Annotated in this window: 24 protein-coding genes; 16 read left to right on the top strand and 8 right to left on the bottom strand. The window is 65.3% G+C overall.

Annotated elements, in window-relative coordinates; all coding sequences use genetic code 11:
• Positions 1-33 precede the first annotated feature (33 nt).
• A complete protein-coding gene (locus ACOERD_RS21260) occupies positions 34-846 on the top strand; it encodes an IclR family transcriptional regulator (RefSeq protein ID WP_419740363.1) in 813 nt (270 codons plus the stop codon).
• Between the two features lie 609 nt (positions 847-1,455).
• Here the strand turns inward: ACOERD_RS21260 and ACOERD_RS21255 are convergent.
• The 8 genes from ACOERD_RS21255 to ACOERD_RS21220 all read right to left on the bottom strand — a co-directional run bounded on the left by ACOERD_RS21255 (position 1,456) and on the right by ACOERD_RS21220 (position 6,699).
• Positions 1,456-2,613 carry an adenylate/guanylate cyclase domain-containing protein gene (locus ACOERD_RS21255; RefSeq protein ID WP_419740362.1) on the bottom strand — a complete coding sequence of 386 codons (1,158 nt, stop codon included), beginning with the start codon at positions 2,611-2,613 and terminating at the stop codon, positions 1,456-1,458.
• Positions 2,614-2,724: 111 nt separating this feature from the next.
• Positions 2,725-2,907, bottom strand: a complete 183-nt coding sequence (locus tag ACOERD_RS21250) for a hypothetical protein (protein WP_419740361.1) — start codon at positions 2,905-2,907, stop codon at positions 2,725-2,727.
• Positions 2,908-3,045: 138 nt separating this feature from the next.
• The gene (locus ACOERD_RS21245; RefSeq protein ID WP_419737675.1) at positions 3,046-3,222 is read right to left on the bottom strand and encodes a hypothetical protein; all 177 of its coding nucleotides are present in this window, start codon (positions 3,220-3,222) and stop codon (positions 3,046-3,048) included.
• A 28-nt stretch (positions 3,223-3,250) separates the two neighbouring features.
• Positions 3,251-3,919: a hypothetical protein gene (locus ACOERD_RS21240; RefSeq protein WP_419737676.1), complete on the bottom strand. Its 669-nt coding sequence runs from the start codon at positions 3,917-3,919 to the stop codon at positions 3,251-3,253.
• A 3-nt stretch (positions 3,920-3,922) separates the two neighbouring features.
• A complete protein-coding gene (locus ACOERD_RS21235; protein ID WP_419737677.1) occupies positions 3,923-4,645 on the bottom strand; it encodes a DNA methyltransferase in 723 nt (240 codons plus the stop codon).
• Complete coding sequence (locus ACOERD_RS21230; RefSeq protein WP_419737678.1) at positions 4,642-5,610, bottom strand: IS1595 family transposase; 969 nt, start codon at positions 5,608-5,610, stop codon at positions 4,642-4,644. Before ACOERD_RS21230 ends, ACOERD_RS21235 begins: the two co-directional genes overlap by 4 nt.
• A 49-nt stretch (positions 5,611-5,659) precedes the next feature.
• Positions 5,660-6,043 carry a 3TM-type holin gene (locus tag ACOERD_RS21225; RefSeq protein WP_419740360.1) on the bottom strand — a complete coding sequence of 128 codons (384 nt, stop codon included), beginning with the start codon at positions 6,041-6,043 and terminating at the stop codon, positions 5,660-5,662.
• Between the two features lie 11 nt (positions 6,044-6,054).
• A complete protein-coding gene (locus ACOERD_RS21220) occupies positions 6,055-6,699 on the bottom strand; it encodes a holin-associated N-acetylmuramidase (protein WP_419740359.1) in 645 nt (214 codons plus the stop codon).
• 192 nt (positions 6,700-6,891) lie between these two features.
• On the opposite strand from ACOERD_RS21220, the gene ACOERD_RS21215 reads away from it, so the two are divergent.
• From ACOERD_RS21215 to ACOERD_RS21145, 15 genes are all read left to right on the top strand, one after another.
• Positions 6,892-8,310 (top strand): hypothetical protein, encoded by a 1,419-nt coding sequence (locus ACOERD_RS21215; protein WP_419740358.1) that lies wholly within the window; start codon positions 6,892-6,894, stop codon positions 8,308-8,310.
• Positions 8,307-8,876, top strand: a complete 570-nt coding sequence (locus tag ACOERD_RS21210) for a hypothetical protein (protein ID WP_419740357.1) — start codon at positions 8,307-8,309, stop codon at positions 8,874-8,876. Before ACOERD_RS21215 ends, ACOERD_RS21210 begins: the two co-directional genes overlap by 4 nt.
• 10 nt (positions 8,877-8,886) lie before the next feature.
• Positions 8,887-9,978 (top strand): hypothetical protein, encoded by a 1,092-nt coding sequence (locus ACOERD_RS21205; protein ID WP_419740356.1) that lies wholly within the window; start codon positions 8,887-8,889, stop codon positions 9,976-9,978.
• Positions 9,979-9,990: 12 nt separating this feature from the next.
• A complete protein-coding gene (locus ACOERD_RS21200) occupies positions 9,991-10,509 on the top strand; it encodes a hypothetical protein (RefSeq protein ID WP_419740355.1) in 519 nt (172 codons plus the stop codon).
• Positions 10,506-10,946 (top strand): phage protein Gp36 family protein, encoded by a 441-nt coding sequence (locus tag ACOERD_RS21195; protein WP_419737935.1) that lies wholly within the window; start codon positions 10,506-10,508, stop codon positions 10,944-10,946. Before ACOERD_RS21200 ends, ACOERD_RS21195 begins: the two co-directional genes overlap by 4 nt.
• The gene (locus ACOERD_RS21190; RefSeq protein ID WP_419737936.1) at positions 10,943-11,512 is read left to right on the top strand and encodes a phage virion morphogenesis protein; all 570 of its coding nucleotides are present in this window, start codon (positions 10,943-10,945) and stop codon (positions 11,510-11,512) included. The genes ACOERD_RS21195 and ACOERD_RS21190 overlap by 4 nt, the downstream gene beginning before the upstream one ends.
• Complete coding sequence (locus ACOERD_RS21185) at positions 11,509-11,940, top strand: phage tail terminator protein (protein ID WP_419740354.1); 432 nt, start codon at positions 11,509-11,511, stop codon at positions 11,938-11,940. Before ACOERD_RS21190 ends, ACOERD_RS21185 begins: the two co-directional genes overlap by 4 nt.
• 24 nt (positions 11,941-11,964) lie before the next feature.
• Positions 11,965-12,747: a hypothetical protein gene (locus tag ACOERD_RS21180; protein ID WP_419740186.1), complete on the top strand. Its 783-nt coding sequence runs from the start codon at positions 11,965-11,967 to the stop codon at positions 12,745-12,747.
• A gap of 4 nt (positions 12,748-12,751) precedes the next feature.
• The gene (locus ACOERD_RS21175; RefSeq protein ID WP_419737939.1) at positions 12,752-13,279 is read left to right on the top strand and encodes a DUF6631 family protein; all 528 of its coding nucleotides are present in this window, start codon (positions 12,752-12,754) and stop codon (positions 13,277-13,279) included.
• A gap of 147 nt (positions 13,280-13,426) precedes the next feature.
• Entirely contained in the window at positions 13,427-14,197 is a 771-nt protein-coding gene (locus ACOERD_RS21170; protein WP_419740353.1) for a hypothetical protein, read from the top strand.
• Between the two features lie 542 nt (positions 14,198-14,739).
• On the top strand, positions 14,740-16,053 hold the full coding sequence (locus ACOERD_RS21165; protein WP_419740352.1) for a phage tail tape measure C-terminal domain-containing protein: 1,314 nt from the start codon (positions 14,740-14,742) through the stop codon (positions 16,051-16,053).
• Positions 16,053-16,457 (top strand): hypothetical protein, encoded by a 405-nt coding sequence (locus tag ACOERD_RS21160; protein WP_419737943.1) that lies wholly within the window; start codon positions 16,053-16,055, stop codon positions 16,455-16,457. Before ACOERD_RS21165 ends, ACOERD_RS21160 begins: the two co-directional genes overlap by 1 nt.
• Positions 16,454-16,957: a DUF1833 family protein gene (locus tag ACOERD_RS21155; protein ID WP_419740351.1), complete on the top strand. Its 504-nt coding sequence runs from the start codon at positions 16,454-16,456 to the stop codon at positions 16,955-16,957. The genes ACOERD_RS21160 and ACOERD_RS21155 overlap by 4 nt, the downstream gene beginning before the upstream one ends.
• A 13-nt stretch (positions 16,958-16,970) precedes the next feature.
• On the top strand, positions 16,971-17,435 hold the full coding sequence (locus ACOERD_RS21150) for a hypothetical protein (protein WP_419737945.1): 465 nt from the start codon (positions 16,971-16,973) through the stop codon (positions 17,433-17,435).
• Positions 17,432-20,869, top strand: coding sequence for a host specificity factor TipJ family phage tail protein (locus tag ACOERD_RS21145; RefSeq protein ID WP_419740350.1), 3,438 nt, complete (start codon positions 17,432-17,434; stop codon positions 20,867-20,869). The genes ACOERD_RS21150 and ACOERD_RS21145 overlap by 4 nt, the downstream gene beginning before the upstream one ends.
• Positions 20,870-20,872 lie beyond the last annotated feature (3 nt).

The following is a 20,872-nucleotide window of genomic DNA, read 5'->3' as shown; positions in this document are numbered from 1 at the left end:
TTTTTGAGAAAGCTTCGAAAAAAGGTGCCGCTAATGTCCGAGCAAAAAACGAAACTCCAAAAATACTCCGCTCCCGCTTTGGAGAAGGGATTGGATATTCTTGAGTTTCTGTCTTTGTCGGATACTGCCCCGACCCTGTCTCAGCTTGCGCAGGGAATTGGCCGTTCGAAGAACGAAATCTTCCGCATGATGATCGTGCTGGAGGAGCGCGGGTACATCGACCGCCAGGAAGGTGACCTGTTTAAACTGACCGGAAAACTTGCTCTGCTGGGTGGAAACCGCTCAGACAACAGCAAACTGGCAGAATTGGCTGAACCCTACATGAACCGTTTGGCTGAAGAGATCGAACTGTCCAACCACCTTTGGGTGCCCAATGGCAAAGACGAGTTGATTGTGATCAACAGTGTCTCGTCGTCCCAGAACTACGGCGTCACGGTGCAGGTCGGTTACACAACGCCCGTGTTTCCGACGTCGGCCGGGGCGTGTTTTCTTTCAGAGATTGCCTCACGCGAAGATCGGCTGGCCTATCTTCGCAAAATAGCATCGGGTGAAAGCCCGGAGTCTCTGCAAGAGTTTTCTGATCAAGCGGCAGTCTGCGCTGACCAGAACTATGTCTCTCTTGGCAGTCCGGAGAGCAATGCTATCAGCGAGATTTCAACACCTATCCGTCATGGCATGGGGCAGTCCGTGATCGCGTCGCTGACGATTCCGCATTTCGCATCCGCTTTGATCGACAACCGGCGCGAATTTGTTATCGATGCGCTAAAAACTACGGCGGCTCAGTTGCAAGCCAGCGTTGCGACCCGAATGCCACTGCCTCGCACGCCTTGGTATCAATTCACCTGACGACCTTCAGATGAAACTATCCGGCCACCTAAAAGGCAGGCCGGAAAAAGTACATCGTTCTACTTAGTCGTACAGAGCAGCCGAGATTTTCGGATCGACGGCTCCTGTTCTTTGTAGGCGCAGCGAAAGTCAGCTTTGCCGCCCAAACTCGCCACTGCTGCGCCTGCTGCTCCTATAAACCTGAGTTTTGCCATGGCCTTGGAACTCCAAGCGTTCGCGCCGGCGTGCAAAGTTATGCCTGAACATACACCCGCTAAGCAGACCTTGATGCCGAGAGCAGCGAAGTTCGGCTGGCCTCCCAAATCCCGCGCAAGTCGTATGACCCGCGAACTCTCTAACATCTAAAAAGTCAAAAGCAGAAAGTGAGGCACAATGCTGGACTCAAACCAATTTCCTAACACTACCCATTGACCCCAATTTCCTTTATTTTGTTAATTTTCAATATGTTGACAAAAAATCCTACCACCCCAGCTATATTCCTCACCAACAACTATTCTCGTTTTGTCCAAGCCAATAGGCATGTGCCCCATATGCGCTGTATAAGCGAAAAATCCTTGCGATAGATTCGACACAAACAACTTTATTCGGCGAAAAGTTGACTTCGAAGAGCTATGCGCGGATCGCAAAAGCCTCGATTTTCTTCGGCAAGCCGCGGATAGCATGATAGCCAGCTGCGTGTTTGTAGCCTGTCACATGTTCTGCGACGCTCCGAGTCACCAGTATCTTTTCGTCCAGTTTCTTGCACAGTTCCTGAACGCGACTGGCCACGTTCACAGCCTGACCAACGACCGTAAAATCCAAGCGATCAGGGCTGCCGATGTTGCCAAAGGTGACGCGACCGAAATCAATGCCGACGACGAACTCGATGGGCTCGTTTCCCTTTTCGGCGGCTGTCTCGTTGTAGTCGCGCAGGTTGGTCAGGGCGTGTTCTGCCGCCCGCACCGCAGATCGGCACGAGGCTTCTGCGTCATCATCAATGTTGAAAACGGCTAGTATGCCGTCCCCCATGAATTTGAGAACGTCACCGCCCTCTTCCTGGATGGGCGACACAACCATCTCGAAATACTTACCCATCATGGCAAGCAAATCGCCCTCGGACCAGGTTGAGGCCTTTTGGGTAAAGCCCCGCAGGTCCGCAAACAGGATTGCGGCAGAAACTGTTCTGTGTTCTCCGCGCTTTATGTGCCCCTGATCAATTTCTTCGGCGGGGCCGTGCCCCAGATAGGTTTGAAGAAGGCTCTTGTGCGACTGGCGCATCGCAATGGGTTCCAAAGCCGCGGCAGGTGCGTATCGCGTGTCTTCGATGTAGTGGATATGTGCGTCCGAAAACCCAGTATCTGCGTTTGAAGTAAAGCTGGTGCCCTGAACCGAGCCGTTGCCGTGCTCCAGCGGGATGGCCAGAAAATCGGTGGCGCCTGCTTCGGCCAGCTCGGCATAGACCGGATGCTCTGCCAGAACGTCCGGATCGGTCAGGCGTTTGCGTAGTGGGCGCCGCTGGGTGACGACATATTCGAACGGGCTGCCGTGCCACGCGCTGGTGGATAAAACCGTGGTCGGTACGGTATAGCGGCGGGTTTCCTCGGGTGTCCAGATGATCCCCCAAGCGCTGAGCAAAGGGTTCGAATAATTCTGCGCGATCCTTGCGCGGGCGAGGGGGACGCCAAGCGCGGCCAATCCTTCGCAATAGCCTTTGACGATAAGCCTCTCGTCGCCCAACAGGCGACCGTCGGGAATCAACCAGTGGTTCTGGTGATCAGTCTCGGCCATCGTTGTCTCACACTCTTGTTCCGCGCTGATAGTCTACCTTTCATTGGGCATCGGAGAACCCGCGCCGGCTGAAAAACCTGTGTTTTCTGTCCAGCGCAGGATCGGTCGACCTCAGCTTACCGCCGCTGCCAGTGAGGGGTCGTCTTCCAATTGTTTGAGCAAACGGGCCTGTCTCACCTTGGGGTCCAATTCGGGATCGCTCAAATAGGCCAGCATATGGGGCACGTTCTCTTCACTCTGCTCTCGAGTTGCCACCGCCATGCCATGGGCCACGAAAGGCCTTAGATACGTCATTCCGGCCAGGTTCGCCGTCTGTTGGAACGGTTTCAGAAGGGAATTATATACTTAAGTAACATTTTTATAGTGGACTGTCGCATATTGACGCGATAAAAACGAAAACCGCGCAAGGTATTTTAGCACTCTGCGCTCTCTTTAATCAGGCTTCTTGATACTCATTGGCCGCATGAATGCAGCCCTGATTTCATCCAATGACATTTCAGGCATGTCGATTTCTTCTTCCAACTCAGCCTTGGTCGGTTGATATTTGTTCGATCTGATGTGCAGATCGGCGGGTTCAGGCAGGTCTGCATTGTAACGTTGGTTTGTCATGCGAATTCCTAAATTGAATACATTGGTTTTAGCCGAGAAGTTCTCGCAAGCGGGTTTGGATTGGTTCAATTTTAGCCAGTTCGGTCAACAAAAACTCTACGTTGTCGGGGCCGTCGGCCTGACGCGCCCGCACAATACTGTCGTAATCAATTTCCAACAAATCACAAAACTCCCGACCTGTCATTGCCTCATCGATTGAAATTCTCTTCTTGAATCCTTCCCAGATCGCTTGCTTGTCTTCTTGATTGAAAGCACAAAAGTGTGCCTGGAACCGATATTGAATATGCTGGGCGTTGCGTTGAATGAACCCGTGCATTGACTGCCTCTCTGCGCTAGCTTTTTTTGTGTCGAACACATGACCGTCCTTCAACTCAACTATATGGCAGTTTTGCTCGCCTTTTCGGCGCTTGAAAACCATAAAGTCAGGCTCTGATCCCGAAAAATCCAAGGTCCGACTTCGTTTAATTTCACGTTTTCGGGCAAGCAACACGCCCTCAGGCATGATTTCTTGTTCCAAAAAGGTGTCCAGATTAGGGATGTTGGGAACAGCTTCCACGATCATCGATTCCAGTTCTGACCCCGATGAGATTACAGCTGACTGTATCTTGCTGGCCAATTCACCTAACGCTTCATTCCCAAACAACCGGGCGTAAGAACCAGATGTGTTCTTTGGTTTGGCATCCCGTAATCGTGCCATAATCTAACCGTTCAAGTCGCAACCAAGGAAGGTGCGGCCATGGTTTCGTGCCGCTTGCAGAACCGAAAACGACCCGGCAGCCGGATCAATTACAAAATCGCCTTCGTGGCTCACGGCGGCCATGAGTTGACCTTGTATGTCTATTGGTTTGGAATGTGGGTGATCCCGCTGGGATACTTGTTCTTGAATTACATCTGGAATGTTATGTATTTTCCACACGCCTTTTGCCTTACGCGGCTGTTTCTGTAGTACTATGCAGTATTCTCCTCTGCGCCGAGTGCGATAGCCCATACCAAATGTACCCTTGTTCCACGTTAAAAGATCCACAATGTCCAGCCTCGTTCCGTCCAGCCACGGGTGAATACCTTGGCAAAGGTGAAACTTATCCACCCATAAAAAGAGATGGCCTGATGGGATAAGCGTACGATCTATTCCGCGAATAAAATTGGCGATGGCCTCCTCCGGCATTTGCTGTAGGGCGCTGCGGCGTTTTCCACGAACTTTGCCTTCGTTCCCATATGCCAGCTTTTCAAGCACGCCACGGTATTGGGGATCGAAGAATGCGACTGGAACTGCGTCCGCAGGTATAGCGGAAAGGAACTCAAGACCGTCCATCTTAAGGCGCGTGTTGGGCTTAAGGACATCGGGAAGCACCAGCTTTGGCACGGTCACCGTGCGCGTGTTGGAAAATACCCCGGCAGTACTTTGCGAAGTTCCGACGCTCATGACCGCGCTCCGCTATTCAATCCGTTATCCTCGATTAGCTTCTTGTAAGGCAGGTTCTTTCCAGCCATCCCATGCACAACGCCGCCCATTTGGTCGATTGTATCCTTTGGCCTGTTGTTGTGACGGTGCTGAAACTCGTCCACATAGCGTTGCAGATGCTTGGGCGACATCTTGTGATAGACGCCATTATAACCCCGCTTCATAGGAGCCCAAAAGCTTTCCAGCCCGTTGGTGTGCGCCTGATCGCGGACATATTCACCCACTGAGTGCTTTACCACCTCATGCGGCCTGTCAATGCCCTTGTAGGCACTAGCCTCATCGGTATAGAGTGTTGCTCCTTCGACGGCATGCTCGTTCACAAACCCCTGCAAGGTCTCTTTGTCTGTGCTCTCTACCACTTTGGCAACAACCTGACCCGTTTCGCGATCCCTGATACCAGCAACAGCAGCCTTGCCAACAGCGCCACGTCCAGCCTTGAGTTTCTTCTTCGCGTGTTTGTTGCCTTCCTTGCCGCCTATGTAGGTTTCATCTGCTTCGACTGGGCCATTAAACCAAGGCATGTTTGCCTCCATTGCAGCCCGAAGACGATGCAGCATGAACCACGCGGACTTCTGCGTAACACCAAGCTCACGGTGCAACTTCATCGAAGATACGCCCTTAAGGTTAGTTGTGAACAAGTAAATACCAATGGCCCATGTGCGATATGGTAGCCGGGTATTCTCAAGGATCGTGCCGACCCGAACCGTAAACATGGGTTTTTTGGAGCACTCACGACACCTGTGCGTCATGCTTGGATGCCTGATGCCTGACTGCACGTTGAAAGAACCGCAATGCGGGCAAAACGGACCATCTGGCCAATGTAGTTCCTCAATCCACTTACGCGACTTTTCTTCATTACCGAACATTGCAGCAACCTGTAGGAAGGTCAGGCCCTTGCGGTTTGATTTTCCCGGTGCTTTTGTCATTTTTACACTCCTGAATGTTATTAAAATGTAACAAATGCGTCGGAGTCCGTCAATCATAAATGTTACTTAAGTATATAATTCCCAAATAAAAGCTCATGATCATGCCCAGGATGATCCAGAGATTGTCGGGAACAAGCTCGAGCGCGGTCATGCGGATGGCAAAGCCCTGGGGGTCCCACATGGCGAAGGCAAAAAGCGCGATGGTGCCGAGCGCCATGACCGGGCGTGGCAGGCGGTTGAGCGCGTTGACGACGCGGTCGAAGGCTCCGGCGGGCGGGCTTGCGAACTCGGCGGCAAACTGCGCCAGGGCGGCGGCTTTGGCATCGGCGGCGCGCTGTGCGGAACTTTCCGCATTGGGGCGGAAGGTTTCGATCACCTCGGTGGCGACATTGCGGGTGCCGCCGAAGAGGCCGGAGAGGATGCGCAGGAACATGTGGGGCCTCCTCAGGTCCAGGTGGCAATGCGGGTTTCGAACTGGCGCTGCGAGAGATGGAAGCGCGGGGCGATGAAGTCTTCCGCGCGGCGGATCCAGCCGCCCTTGCCGCCATCGCGGCGGCGCACGTATTTGCGGAACTGCGCCCGGCGCTCGGCGAGGCGGAAGTAATAATCGCGCCGGGCGATGCCATAGGCGTCCGCGAGCGGCGCGCCCTGTGCGGCCAGCGCGTCTGCTGCCCGCGCGGTCTGGGGTCCGATGGCGCCATCGACGCTGACGTCCTGGCCGCAGAGCCGCAGCAGGCGCTGGAGGATCTTGATGGCGTTTGAGCCCGCGTTGACCTGCATGTCGAAGACGCTGGCGTGCAGCGCCTGCGGCAGCCAGTCGATGCGGGGCGCGCGAAAATAGTGCCGCAGGAAGATATCGACGGCCATCTCCTGGGTGAGGCACCTGACATCTTCGCCATCCACATCGCCGTCGCCGTCAAGATCAAGCATGAGGGTGCGCATGGTGTGGATCGTCACGCCCCATTTGGTGGGCCCGCCGGGATCGTCCGGGTCATCCACATAGCCGCCCTCGCGGGCCACGATCTCGCGGGCGATGGCCTCCGGGGTCTGCTCTGTGCTCTGCTCCGGGTGTTGCTCCGGGTGTTGCATGGCGCGCTTTCGTCACATGGGAGGGAGGGGCCGCCCCGCCGCGAGCGGCCCCCCCCCCCGATATGGTCGCGCCTGTCGGCGGGCGCGCTCGGGGTATATGTGTCTGCGCTTCAGGGTAGCGCGGTTTGGGCTCTTGCGTCAGCGGACCATGGTCCGCTGACGCGCAGGGCTGTGGCTGATAGCCTGGGCCTCATGAGAGTTTCCGCCGCCCCTGCCGCAGCCCCTGCCGCTACCTCTGCCGCCTTTTCCGCGCTGGACGGGTGGATCGATATTTTCCGGGCGGGCACCCATACCGATGCCCATGGGCGGCGCGCGACCTGGACGCAAGGCGATCTGGCCGCGATCGTGGGTGATTATGCCGGGGCCGACCCGGCCCCTGTGGTGCTGGGCCATCCGGACACGGACGGGCCTGCCATGGGCTGGGTCAGCGGGTTGCGGGTGACAGGCGATCGTCTGCAGGCGCGTCTGAGCCGCCTGGATGCGGGGTTTCGGGCGGCGGTGGAGGCGGGGCGTTATGGGCCGCGCTCGGTGGCGCTTGCGCCCCTGTCCACGGGCTGGCGCCTGCGGCATCTGGGCTTTCTGGGCGCATCGCGCCCGGCCATTGAAGGTCTGTCACCTTCGCAGTTTTCCGCGCGCGCCGATGGCGTGCTTGTCTTTTCCTGTCCCCAACCGGAGGGTGTGATGAACCAACCCGTTTTCACCAGCGCAAGGGTGCCGCCGCAGGCTGCGGCCCTGCCGCTTGACGCGCAACCCAGCCCCGTGATGCAGCCCGTGATGGACCCGGGGGCGGCCCGGTTCACGGCCCAGCCTGCAGAACAGATGCAAGTACAGCCCGCAGGACAGATGCCAGCACAGCCGGGTGGTGCGCTTGAGGCCCATCCCCTTTCACAGGATGTGGCGCCGCAATTTGCGGTGCAGGCGGCCCAGCTCCCCCAACAAACCCCTCAGCAAGCCCGGCAGCCGGCTCTACAGTTTGTGCCTGTCTCACAGCCGCAGGGTGCGGTCCCGCCGCTTTTTGCGGCCGCGCCGCCCGCCGGGGCGCTGCCGCCGGGGGCCAGTGGTGTGACGGGGCCCCAGACCCGGGATGCGGCGGAAGTGGCCGAGCTGGCCTCGGAACGCCAGCTGCTTTTTGCCGAGCGCCAGCAGATCGCGGCCGAACGCCTGGCGCGCGAAGGCATGGATCGCGAGCGGGGCGCAAGCGCGCGTGTGGCGGCGCATGTGCAGGCCGGGCGTGTATTGCCGGCGGAAGCGCAGGCCTATGCGGCGCTGTTCTGCGCGCTCGATCAGGGCGGCGGCCAGATCACTATGGCGGGTGTGGACGGGCGGCCGATGGCGCTCAGCCCGTCCCAGGTGCTGGATGGGCTGATCTCGGCCCTGCCGCAACGGGTGCCGCTGGGGCAGGGCACAGCCCTGCACCCCGCGCATGTCCCTGCCCCCGCATTCGCGCAGGTGGGCGGGCCGGGTGCACAGGTTTCACCGGAGGCACAGTTCACGGCGGCCACCCAGGATCTGGCCAACCGGGCGCGGGCGCTGATGGCGGCGGACAAGAGCGGTGCGCTTGATCTGCCCACAGCGATCCACCGGGCCGCAAACGGGGAGACGGCGCAATGATGGAGTATCTGCTCACAAAGAGCTTCAAGGCCGGTGCCGGTGTTGCCGCGCGCCGGGTCTGCCGGATCACCGATCCCGGCACGGAAGCGGTTCAGGCGGCCGGTCCGGCTGTCCTGCCGCTCGGGATCAGCGCCGATCTTGGTGCAAGCGCCGGCGGGGCGGTGGACATTCATCTTGCGGGCATTGCGATGCTGGAGGCGGGGGGCGCGTTCAGCGCCGGCACCCTGGTGAGCGGCGATGCGAAAGGCCGGGGCATTCGCGCCCCGCGCGGCGGTCTGCATCAGCGTGTCGTGGACGGGGGTGCGGCGAATGCAGCCCTTGCGGTTCCGGGTCTGGGGGCCTCTGACAGGCTTGTCGGTGTGATCGAACTGGCAGACGGCTATGCCGACCGCCTGGGCCAGGCCAGCCTCACGGATGATGCGGGCCTGAGCATATCGGTGGCGACCACCGGGGAGCGGCTCCTGGTGAGCTGGCAGGCCCGCGCGCATGCGGTGGGCATCGCCCTGCAAGCCGCGCACGCGCCGGGGGACCTGGTCCGGGTTCTGATCGCGCCGCAACAGATCTGAGGAGGCAGTCATGTTCCAGTTTCAACATCCCGATCCGGCGCAGCTGATGCCGGTTGCGGCCGGGGGCGCGCAGGGGCAGCCCATTCAGGGCGGGGGCCTTCCGGGCCCCGCGCTCTTTGCGACCCCGCCCGGTCAGGGCAACCTGCCGCCCGGCGCGCGCTTTGCCGCCGGTCCCGCGCCCAGCCCCTATCCGGTGGATTTTCATCGCTCGGGCATTGCCGTGGGCTATGCCAATGATGAATATATCGCCGATCTGATCCTGCCGCGCCTCGCGGCCCTGATGCGCCGCGAATACCGGTTCAACCGCTATCCCATTGAGGAGCATTTCACGGTGCCGCCCACCCGGGTGGGGCGCCGCTCCGCGCCTGCCATGGTGCATCTGAGCTCGGCCGAGGACACCCGGTCCGTGGAGGATTACGGGCTGGATGACGCGATCCCGGCCGATGACGTGACCAACACAGCCCCCACCGCGATGAACCCGATCGACCGCGCGTCGATGGTGCTGACCGATCTTCTGATGATCGCGCGCGAATTGCGCGTGGCGGAACTGGTGTTCAATCCGGCCCATTACCCCGACACCAACAAGATCACCCTGTCGGGCAGCTCGCAATGGACCCATGCCGACAGCAACCCGCTCAGGGATATCGTTGCGGCGCAGACCGGCATGATCGTCAAGCCCACCGATATCGCCATGGGCGAGGAGGTCTTTGCCGCCCTGCGCACCCATCCGCGCATGCTCAAGGCCACCCATGCCAATGACGGGGATTCCGGCATTGCCAGCCGCGAGGCGATGGAGCGGGTGTTGATGCTGCGCATCCATGTCGGCTCAGCCCGGGTCAACACCGCCCGGCCCGGCCAGGCGGCCAACCTGGCCCGCTGCTGGGGCAAGCACGCGCTGCTTTATCGCCGCGATCCCAACACCGACTATAAAGGCCCGCCCAGCCTGGGCTTCACCGCCCCCTATCTGGGCCGCCAGGTGATGGTGGGGTTCGATCCGCGCATCGGGGTGCGCGGCACCTATGTGGTGCGCGTGGTCGACAGTTGCGACGAGGCGATGGTTGCGAAACTGGCGGGGTATTTCTTCCGCAACGCGGTGGCGTGAGAGGAGGGGCGAATGACACGGACACAAGCTGCGAACGCAGGCGCACATCCCGCCCCGGCCGTTCAGAAAGGTGATCTCGAGATCCGGCTTTTGAGCGCAGTCAAACATGACGGGCTGCATTACCCGGCGGGCGCGGTCGTGACCTGGCCGCGCGCGGCCGCAGAGCTGCTCATCGCGGGCGGGGATGCGGTGGAGCCCGGCGCGGGGGCCGACACCGACCTGCCTGACCCGGATGCCCCGCCCGGCCCGCCCGGCCCGGATGCCCCTGCTCCCCCTGCCGACCCGGAGCGCACGGAGCGCACAGAGCCCGCGCAGCGCAGGGCGGCCCTGATCCGCGCGATGGCCGCCCTGGAGCCGGGCCATCCCGATCACTGGACGCGGGGCGGCAAGCCCGAAATCCGCGCGCTGGCTCAGATCACCGGGCTGCGCGACATCCGCGCGGCGGAGCGCGATGCGGCCTGGGAGGCCGCGCAGGCCGCAGAAGGCGGCAGGGCGGAGACGGGGCCAGAGACGGGGCGAGACACCACATGAGCTACGCGGCGGCAGCGGATCTGCGCGCCCGCTTTGGCGCGGACGAGATCGACCAGCTTCTGGATCAGGACGCTGACGGCCGGCCCGATGACGGCCGGCTTGAGGCGGTGCTTGCGGATGCGGCGGCGGCGATCGATGCGCGCCTTGCCCGCCTCTATGATCTGCCCCTGCCGGAGGGCGATTACCCGCTTTTGCGCGCCATCGCCTGTGATCTGGCCCGCGCGCGTCTTTATGACGACGAGATGTCCGATACGGTCAAACACGCCGCCCGGCGGGCGCGGGCGCAGCTTGGCGCCCTGGCCGGGGGCCAGGCCGTTCTGGTGCGCGCGGACGGCAAAGCGGTGAGACGGCGGGCGCAAACCCCGCGCATCGCGGCCCCGCAGGGCCCGGTCGCGGACGGCTTTGGCGACACATCCTGCCCGGAGCGCGGGCGATGAGCGGGGCGCGGATCGAGATCGCGCTGGAAGGCAGCGCGCTGCGCGCCACGCTGGGCACTCTGGCCGGACGGCTTGGAGAGCCTGCCGAGCGCGCCGATCTCCATGACGCAATCGGGGCGCTGCTGGCCGACGGGGTGCAGCGGCGCTTCATTGCCGCGCAAGACCCCGACGGCACCCCCTGGGTCGAAAGCGAACGGGCAAAAGCCGGGGCGCGCGGCGGCAGGACACTGACCGATACCGGGCGTTTGCAGCACTCGATCACCTGGTCGGTTGAGGCCGATGGCGTGCTGGTGGGCACCAATGTGGAATACGCCGCCATTCACCAGTTCGGCGGCGAGATCGAACAGAGCGCGCGGACCCAGGTTCTGGCCTTCGATGGGCAGGGGCGGTTTGCCGCGCGCAAGAGCACGCGCCGGCGCAAGACGGGCAGTGTGCCCATTGCGATCGCGCAGATCGGCGCGCGGCGCATCACACTGCCCGCGCGCCCCTTTCTCGGGATCGACGCGGAGGATCGCCTGGGCCTTGCCGGGGTGATGCAGGACTGGCTTGAGGCCGCGCTGCCATGAGCCGGGTGACGGGACATGAGGCGCCCCGGGCCATCGTGGAGCGGCTTTCCGAGGCGGGCGGGCTTGAGGGTGTCGAGATCTGCGAGAGCCTGCGCGGAGTGCCGCAGATGAAGGGCAAACCCGTGATCGCGGTGCTGACCTTGCGCGAAAGCGGCGCCGATCCGGTGAACCGGCAGAGCGCTGCCGCCCGGATCATCACCCGCCTGGCCGTGGTTGTGGCCATCCCGCTGCGCAACGATCCCGGAGGATCAAGGGCCAGATTGCAGCTGACACCGATCCTGGAGACGATCCGCACACATCTTGCGGCGTTTCGCCCGCCCGGCGCCAAAGAGCCGCTCATCTGGCGCGAGGGACGCCTGGCGGAACTGACCCCGTCGCGCGCGGTCTGGGAGGAGGGGTTTGATCTCATCTGGTGGGTGAAGACCTGAACAGCACATGGAAGGAAAGACGCGATGCGCGAGGAGCACCATAAAAACCAGATCGTGGTGGGGGCCGGCTGGCTCTACCTGATCGAGCCGGAAGGCGGTGAGCGGTACCTGGGCGAACTGCCCTCCTGTTCCGTCACCGTGACAAGCGAGTATATCACCGTGGAAAGCAGCAACGGGCCTGTGCGCCGCCGCCTGGTGCACAAGCCCCGCAGCGTGACGCGGCGGATGGATATCGAACTGGAGGATATGAGCGCAAAAAACCTCGCGCTCTTCATCCTCGGCGAAACCGGCCGTGATGCGCAATCCGCGCAGGTGGTGGAAGGCGAGCTGCTCTCCGCCTTGCGCGAAGATGTCTGGTACCAGCTGGGCGTGAGCCGCGCGCGCCCCGAAGGGGTCTCGGCCATCGCCGCCACCCCGGCGGTGACGGTCAAACAAGGCGCGAGCGGCAACACCGCCCTGGACGCGGCGCATTACAGGATCGATCATGGCAGGGCCCGGATCCTCTTCACCGATCTCGAGCCCATCAGCGGCGCCTCCAAGGCGGTGCGCGTGAGCTACACCCCGGTGGCACAGACCCTGGCCCGCGCGACCTCCTCGGAGGCACAGCTGCGCGAGTTCGGCCTGCGCTATATCGAGGATGCGGTGGAGGGCGTGGGCAAGCGCCTTTTTGCGCCGCGCTGCACGGTGTCGCCCAACGGGCAGATGGCCCTGAAAAACCCGACCCAGGCGCAGCGCATCCCGCTGCAGGTGGAAATTCTCGAACCAGATGCGGGCGCGGCGCTGGTGATCTACGGACCGGAGGGCTGATCCGATGCGCAAAACCCGCAAACATACCGCAGAGACAGATCCCGGGACAGCGGAACCCGGGACCCCCGATCCGCGCCAGTGTGAGGCGGCGGTTCTGCTCCCGGACATGGATCTGATGCTGCAGGACCCCGAAACCGGCGCTGAGGTGAGCGTAACCGTGCGCGAGTTCCGCTTTATGGACGGGCTGAACGTGCAGGCCCGCGCGCGGGGGCTCATCGAGGACCTGGCCGCGCTTCTGGGGGAGCCCGAGGGCATGACGCCGGCGCGGGTGGCGGAAGTTCTGGGCACACATGCCGATCTCTGGGCGGATATCTGTGCGATCTCGACGGGTCGCGAGACGGGCTGGATCGCGGCGCTGCGCGAGCCCTGGGCGGGGATGCTCACGATGGCGGTCTGGCAGGTCAACACCGATTTTTTTACCGCGCGTCTTCTGGGCCAGCACCTGGGCCGGGAGACGATGAGCGCATATTGGGCCTCGCTGAGCTCCTCAGCCTTCTTGCCAGCGCAGGACATGGACGCCCCGACGAGCTGATGGCGACCCTCACCTGGCGGCAGATGGTGCTTTACGGGCGCGCCGCCGAGCGGCAGCGGATGCGCGGGCTTGAGAGGATGATGGCGGCGGCGCTCATGGGCGGGGGCGGAGGAGAGAGCGGAGGAGAGAGCGGAGGAGGGGGCGGAGATGGCGGGTAACACGCTTGAGCTGGCCCTGCGCATCACGGCGGATACAAAAGCGGCCGCGACGCAGGTGCAACGGCTGGGCGGGGTGATCAAACGCTCAAGCCGGGAGGTGGCGCGCGCCAATGCGGTCGCTGCGCAATCGGCGGTTGTGGCGGCGCGCGCCGCGCATGAACTGGAACGCGCCCAGGCAGAAGTTGGACGCGAACACTCCGACGCCGCGCGCACAGCGCTGGAGGACGCGCGCGCAAAGGACCGGCTGGCCCGCGCCGCCCTGCGCACAGCCCGCGCGAATGTTCAGGCCGCAGGTGCCACGCAGGCGGCGGCGCGCGCCGCGGCCCGTGCGGCGGGCGCGATGGACATGCAGGCCGCATCTGCCAGCCGCGCGGCCAATGCCAACCGCGCGCTTGCGGGCGCAGGCCGCTCCAGCCGCGCGGCGATACAGAACGTGGCTTTCCAGGTACAGGATTTCGCGGTGCAGACCGCCGCCGGGACAGCCGCCAGCGTGGCGCTGGCGCAGAACCTGCCGCAGCTTTTGGGCGGCTTTGGCGCCCTGGGGGCGGTTCTGGGGGCCGTGGTCGCGGTGGGCCTGCCGCTGGCGGGAGCGCTTTTTGACCTGGGCGAAGAGGCGGGTGAGGCGGGTGAGGCCTCCGAGCGGCTGGCGGAGGCCGCCGAGCGGCTGCGGTCCCTGCGCGCCCTGGCGCGCGACGTCGAGGCGCTGGCGGAAAGATACGGGGCCGCCGCCGACCAGGCGCGCGGATTGATTGCCGCCTAGGAGGCACTGGCGCGGCGCGATGCGGCGCGGGCCGTTGCGGAGGTGATCGGAGAGCTGGAGGATGCGGCTGGCCCGGCCTCTCTTGCGGCCACGCGCCGGACACGAGCCGATGAAGAGGCGCTGCTGGCAGATCTGGCCGCCCGGGCCCGGGCGGCGTTTTCCGGCCCGCTTGAGGACCTGGTTAGCCAGGTCACCGAGACACGGGAAGCGGCGCAGGCGGAACTGGCGCAGATCTTTGAGGGGCCCGAGCTCGACGCGGCGGCGCGGCGCTTCGGCGTCACGGTGCAGGAGCTGCTGGAGGAGATTGCCCTTCAGGCGCAACCGGAGGCGTTTGCGCGGGCCTCGCGCGACATTGACGATCTGGGCGCGCGGGCGCGCGCGGCACAGACAGAGCTGGCCCGGGCCTTCGGTCTCACCGAAGAGGCCGCCGCCCGGGTGATCGAGGCCTTCCGGGGCTTGCGGGCGGGTGAGGGGGAAGAGGCGCGGCGCGCAGGGCAGCCTTTGAGGCGCTGCGCGCAGCGCTCGTCACCACGGGGGCGACAGTGCGGAGCCAGAGCGAGACCCAGCGCGCCGCCCTTGAGGCCTTTATCCGCAAGGTGCTGGAGGCCGAGGACCAGGTGCTCGCGCTGGCCGGTGCCGGCGCGCAGATCGCGCCGGGGCTGGAAAGCGGGGTTCTCGTGGCCGACCGCCTGGCCGAGCGGTTGCGGCAGGCGGCAAGCGAGATGGAGCGCTTTGGCAGATCGGCCGATGCGCGCCTGGACGAGGCCAGGCTGCGATTGCAGCATCGCGGCGATCCGGCGGCGCTGGCGCGCGCGCTCAGCCTGCAAAGATCTGACCGCGAGATCGCGCCTGTTGAACAGGGCTATGTGGCAGGTGGCCTCACGGCCGAGGAAGCGCGGGCGCGCACAAGGGGTTTGCGCGAGACGGCGGAGGCTGCGGCGGAGGCGGCAGCCGAGACCGCCCGGCTCGGGGCGCAGTTGCGTGCGGCAGGCAGCGCCGAGCGCGCGGGGTCTCGCGCGGCCGCCCGCGCGGCGGCAAGACTGCGCCGCGAGATGGAAAAGGCGCGGCAAGAGGCGCGCAAGCTGGAAACCGCGCTGGCGCGGACGCTGGGCACCTATGCCAAAGACGCCATCGAGAGCCGCGACGAGGTGGGACGGGCCTGGGGTGCGGGGTTTGAGGGGCTGGAAGACGCCCTCACCCGCTTTGTCACCACCGGCAAGGCGTCTTTTGGCGACCTGGCCAATTCCATCATCGCCGATCTGGCGCGCATTGCCATTCGCCGGAACATCACCGGGCCGCTGGCCGATGCCCTGGGCGGGGTGTTCGGGGGCGGTGCAGCCCCCCGCAGCTCCCCGCGACCCAAAGCCCGCCCCTTCCATATCGGCGGGGTGCCGAAAGCCTCCCCCGCCGACCGCCTTGCGGGCGCGTTTCTTCCCGGTGAGGTGCCGGCGGTGCTGATGGAGGGCGAGGCGGTGCTGACCCCGGCGCAATCGCGCGCGGTCCTGGGCGGCGTAGCCCAGGGCCCCGATCAGGCCCGGGCCCAGGAGATCCTGCGCGAGGCGGCGCGCTATCATGCCGGCGACGTGGCCGGTGTGCCGGGCGTGCCGGGGCTGCGCGGCCACGATATCCCCAGCCTGCGCCTGCCGGGGCGCAGCGGTTCAGAGGCATCAGGGGCCGGGCCGGGACCGCGCGTTGATATCTCGATCGACAATCGCGGCACCGCGCAGCGGGCGGTGGAGGCGCACGCCAGTTTCAGCCCCGATCGCTGGGTGATCGGCCTCGTCGTCGAGGACATCCTCACAAACGGCCCCATCGGCCAGGCCGTCCGCACCACCACCGGGGAGAGCCCCTACTGATGTCCGCCCCCCTCTCTCCCACAAGGCCCGCATGGCCCGCCTATGCACGGATCGACCCGGCCCGGCAGATCCTGCCCGTCACCGTGGTCGAGCGCACCGGGTTCGACGATGGCGCGATACGCCAGGTGCGCCGCTTTACCGCCACCCCCGCCCGCCGCCGGATCCGCGCCTGGCTCCTGGGCAGCCGGGAGGCAGGTATCACGCGCAGCCCCGATGAAGACCTCATCCGGTTCCGCGCCTGGGCCGGGGCCAATGCCCATCGCCCGTTTCGCTTTCCCGACGAGACCGGGGCGCGGGTCATGATGCGCGTGGTGGGCGGGGATGGCGGCATCAGCTACCGCGCGCATGTCGCGCCCGCCGGGCGGCGCAGCTGGGAACTTGAGATGGAGCTGGAAACCACATGAGCAAAGCCGAAAACGCCGCGCGCGCCCGCGCGCGCATTGCCGCAAGCCCGAAAGACAGCCAGTTGGCGGCGCTGGAAATCGCGCACCCGGAGCTTTCCGCCCGGGTGCGCATCATCAATGACGGCCAGAGCCGCGACCGGGTGATCGGGGGGCGCAAATATATCGCCCTGGGCTTTGAGGCCCGCATCGCCACGGACGCGCCCGACCGGGTGCCGGCGGCGGAACTGGCGATCGACAATGTGGGCCGCGAGATCACCGCCTGGATCGATGGGGCGCGCGCCACCGCCAGCGGCATCCATGGCATCACCGTGCGGGTCATGATCGTCACCGCGCGCGAGAACACCCCCGTTGCCACCCCCGATTATGACGTCACCATGGATGTGCTGCAGATCACCGCCACCAGCCGCACGGTGACCGCCCGGCTGGGCTTTGATCCGCTCCTGGGCCGCGCGGGTGTAACCCTGCGCCACGATCCCGCCACCTCTCCCGGCCTGTTCTGATGGGGCTGTTCTGATGGAAGCTCAGCTGATGGAGACGCACTGGACAGAGCGCTGGATCGGGCATCGGGCGGAAGATTGCGCCGCGCTGGTCTCGCATGTGCTGCGCGTCGAGTTCGGGTCCGACATCGCCCTGCCCGCCGCGCCGGGCGGCATCCGCGCCAATGACGCGGCCATCCGGGACGCGCTCATGTGTGAAGCCGGGCGCAAAACCGGATGCGCAACCGGGCGCGCAACCGAAGGCGGGATCGCCCGGCGCCTGGGTGCGCGCGAGAGGGCGTGCGACGGGGACGGTGTGCTGATGCGGGCGCGCGGACGCCGCGCGGGGCTGGGCCATCACATCGGGCTTTATGCCGACATGACCGAGCCGGCCTGCCTGCACTGGCAACCGGGGCTGGGCACGGTGCTGCACCGGTTGCGCATATTGCCCGCACGCGGGCTTGTGGTGGTCGGGCTCTATCGCTGGGAGACAGGATCATGACCTCAAAAACACCCTCAAAAACACCCTCAAAAACACCCTCGCAAACGCCCTTCAAACCCCCTGTGACGGCCTCTCAGGTCGGCTTTGCAAGCGCCGATCTGTGGCCGCACCCGCTGACCGCGCAGGCCCGGGTGCCGGAGATCATCCTGCCCCTGCCCGCGCGCACCCATGACGCCCCACCTGAACCCTTGAGCGTGGCCCAGGCGCTGGATCTCGCCTGGCCCGCGCGGGGGTCCCTGCCGGTAAACGTAAGCCTTGACGGGATCGCCCTGCCGCCCGGGGCCTGGGCGCACACGGCCCTGCGCCCCGGCCAGCGCCTCACATTGCGCGCAGCCCTTCAGGGCGATGATTCCAACCCGCTTGCGGCCATCCTGACCATCGCCACCATCGCCATCGGCGGCTGGGCCGCCTCCGCCATCGCCTCAAGCGGCGCGCTTGGTTTTGGGGCCGGCAGCCTGGGGGCACAGGTTGCCGGCGCCCTGGCCGGGGCCGCCATCTCCACCGCCGGCGGGCTGATCATCAACGCGCTGGTGCCCGTGCGCGACGCGGACGGGCTGGACCAGGACGCGCCCGCCCGCCGCGATTATTCGCTGAGCGGCGGTGCCAACCGGGCCCGGCCCTACGCGCCGCTCCTGCTCACCTTCGGACGCCACCGCGTCTTTCCCGATCTCGGCGCAAAACCCTGGACCGAGTTCGAGGATGACGCGCAGTTCCTCAATCTCAGCCTCACATTCGGCCTGGGCAACCTGCATCTGGAGCGCGCCGACCTGCGCATCGGCAACCAGCCGCTGTCGGACTTTCCAGGCGCACAGGCGCAGATCCTGCGCGGGCCCGATCCCACATGGCCTGCCAATGTCGACACCATCCAGGGCGCAGAGCTCGAAGGCCGCCGCCTGATCTCGCGCCGTACAAGCCCCGGCACCAACCGCTTCGATCTCGACATCACCGGGCAGCTCTTCGGTCTGCGCAAACGCTCCGGCAAACCCTACGCTCTCTCCCGCGAGATCGTGATCAGCTATCGCAGGGTGGGCGTGCGCGAGGGCTGGACCCGCCGCCGCGTCACGCTGCGCGCAAATGGCGACAGCCCCCGCGACGGGCTGCGCCGCACCATCCGCATCCACCCCGGGGCGACCGCGCAGTGGGAGGTCCGCGTGCGCCGCCGCACCGCGCCCTCGGGCGCGGATAACGAGATCGACGCGCTGGCCTGGGCCGCGCTGCGCTCCTTCCAGCCCGATACCGCCGACTATAGCGGCCAGACCCGGCTGCGGCTGCGCCTGCCCGCCTCGGCCCAGGCCTCCGGCCAATTGCCCGCCATCCACGCCATCACCCGGCATCTACTGCCCCGCTCGGTCTCGCGCCGCGCCAAACCCCGCGCCACCTCCAACCCGGCCTGGATCCTGCTCGCCTTCCTGCGCGGCGGCTTTGTCTCGGGCCGCCTTGCCTGGGGGCTGGGACTGGCTGACCGGCGCATCGACCTGCCCTCCTTCACCGCCTGGGCCGCCTGGTGCGAGAGGCAAAACCTCACCTGCAATCTCAGCCTCGACCGCCCCGTTCCCTCGGCCCGGATCATCCGCACCATCTGCCAATGCGGGCGGGCCAGCCCCACATGGGCCAGCGGCAAGCTGGGCGTGGTGTGGGACGACCCCGCAACCCCCGCCACCGCGCTCATCACCCCCGGCAATATCATAGCGGGCAGCCTCGAGATCACCTGGTCCGGCGAAAAACCCGCCGACGAGATCGCCGTGCGCTATCTCGACCCGGACGCCGACTGGCAATTCCAGACCCTGCGCCGCACCATGCCGGGCGTCACCACGCCCAAACGCACCGCAACCCTCACGCTGCCGGGCGTCACCACGCCCGCCCAGGCCGCCACCGAAGCCAATCTGCAGGCCGCCCGCCAGCTCTATCACCGCCGCCGTCTCACATGGGAGATGGCCGCCGAAGGGCTCTCCATCGCCCGGGGCGACGTGGTGCGCCTCACCCATTCCCTCATCGATGGCGGCCAGACCGGACGGCTCGTCACGGTCCTGCCGGCTGACGCCGCCAGAAACCTTCCCGAACGCTGGGACCTGGGCCAGAGCTTCGAGATCGCGCAAGACGAGAGCTGGTATGCGATGCTGCGCCTGGGCGATGGTCGCCTCATCACCCGCGCGATCACCGCCGACGGAGCCCTGGTGCGCCCCGCCAGCGCCCTGCCCGATGACTGGCAGCACGAAGAGACGGAGGTGTCGGATGTGCTCTGGCGCGTCTATCCCGGTGACGCCCCGCCCGCGCCCCTGCGCATCGTGGGCTTTGAACCGGTCTCGGCCACGCGCATCCGGCTCGAGGCCATCGACGAGGTGGCCGCCTATCACAACGCCGCCACCGCCGATCTCAGCGCGCCCCTGCCGCTGCCCGCTCCCCAAAGCCCGGCCGTGCTCGATGCCGCGATCACCGATCGGGCGCGCGCCGACGGAACCACCGAAGTGACCCTGCGGCTCACCACATCCGGCCCCTGGCAGGGCGCGACCATCCGCGCCCGCGACAGCCATGGCTGGCGCGTCGTGGCAGACGACCGGCAGGCCGTCACCACATATATCTTCTCAACCGATGATGCCTCCGGCCGCGAGATCGACATCGAGATCACCCCCGGCTCCCGCGCCGCCCCCCTCGGGCCCGTCTTCACCACCACCCATACCCTCATCGGCGACAAAACCGTCCCCATCGCCGCCCCCGAAGGCTTCGGGGTCGAGATGCTGGGCGATGGCGCCCGCCGCTTTACCGCCACCCCGCCCCCTGACGGGCGCGTCGCCGGCTACGCCCTGCGCTACGGGCCCGCGCGCGCTGCGGCCACATGGGAGGCGCTCACCCCGCTCCTGCATGGCCGGATCACCGCCCTGCCGCTCGAGACACGCCTGCCACCCGCCGGGCGCTGGCGCTTTGCGCTCGCCGCCCTGAACAGGGATGGCGTGCCCGGAGAGGCCGCCTTCACCGGCCCCGTCGATCTGGCGGATGCGGTCAAACTGCCCGTCACCCAATATGCGTTCCGCGCCAGCGCCACGCAGAACGCGCCACCCGCCCGCCCGGGGCCTGGCGGCAGCGACAGCGATACCCATCTGCCCGCAGGATGGCAGCGCATACCGGTCAGCCTCACATCCAAGGCCCCCTTCCAGTGGATCACCGAACGCAAGGGCCGCACCGGCGGCGGGCCCTGGACCCGCTGGAGCAGCCCCACGCTCTGGTCCTCCCTGGGAGCGCAGGGCCGGCCCGGACAGGACGGACAGGACGGGCAGGATGGACAGGACGGCGCCAGCGTCGAGCGGCTCTTCACCCGCACCGCCCATGCCACCGCGCCACCGCCGCCGGGGCTGACCGGCTCAGGCACGCAAGAGGCCCCCCATGTCCTGACCACCCCGCTCGGCATCCGGGCGCTCGATATCTTCCCCCTCCTATGATGA

The organism is Ruegeria sp., from assembly GCF_965199275.1.
Classification (GTDB): Bacteria; Pseudomonadota; Alphaproteobacteria; order Rhodobacterales; family Rhodobacteraceae; genus Ruegeria.
Note: the sequence above shows the minus strand (reverse complement) of the source record. Positions and strands in the feature narration are given on the sequence as shown.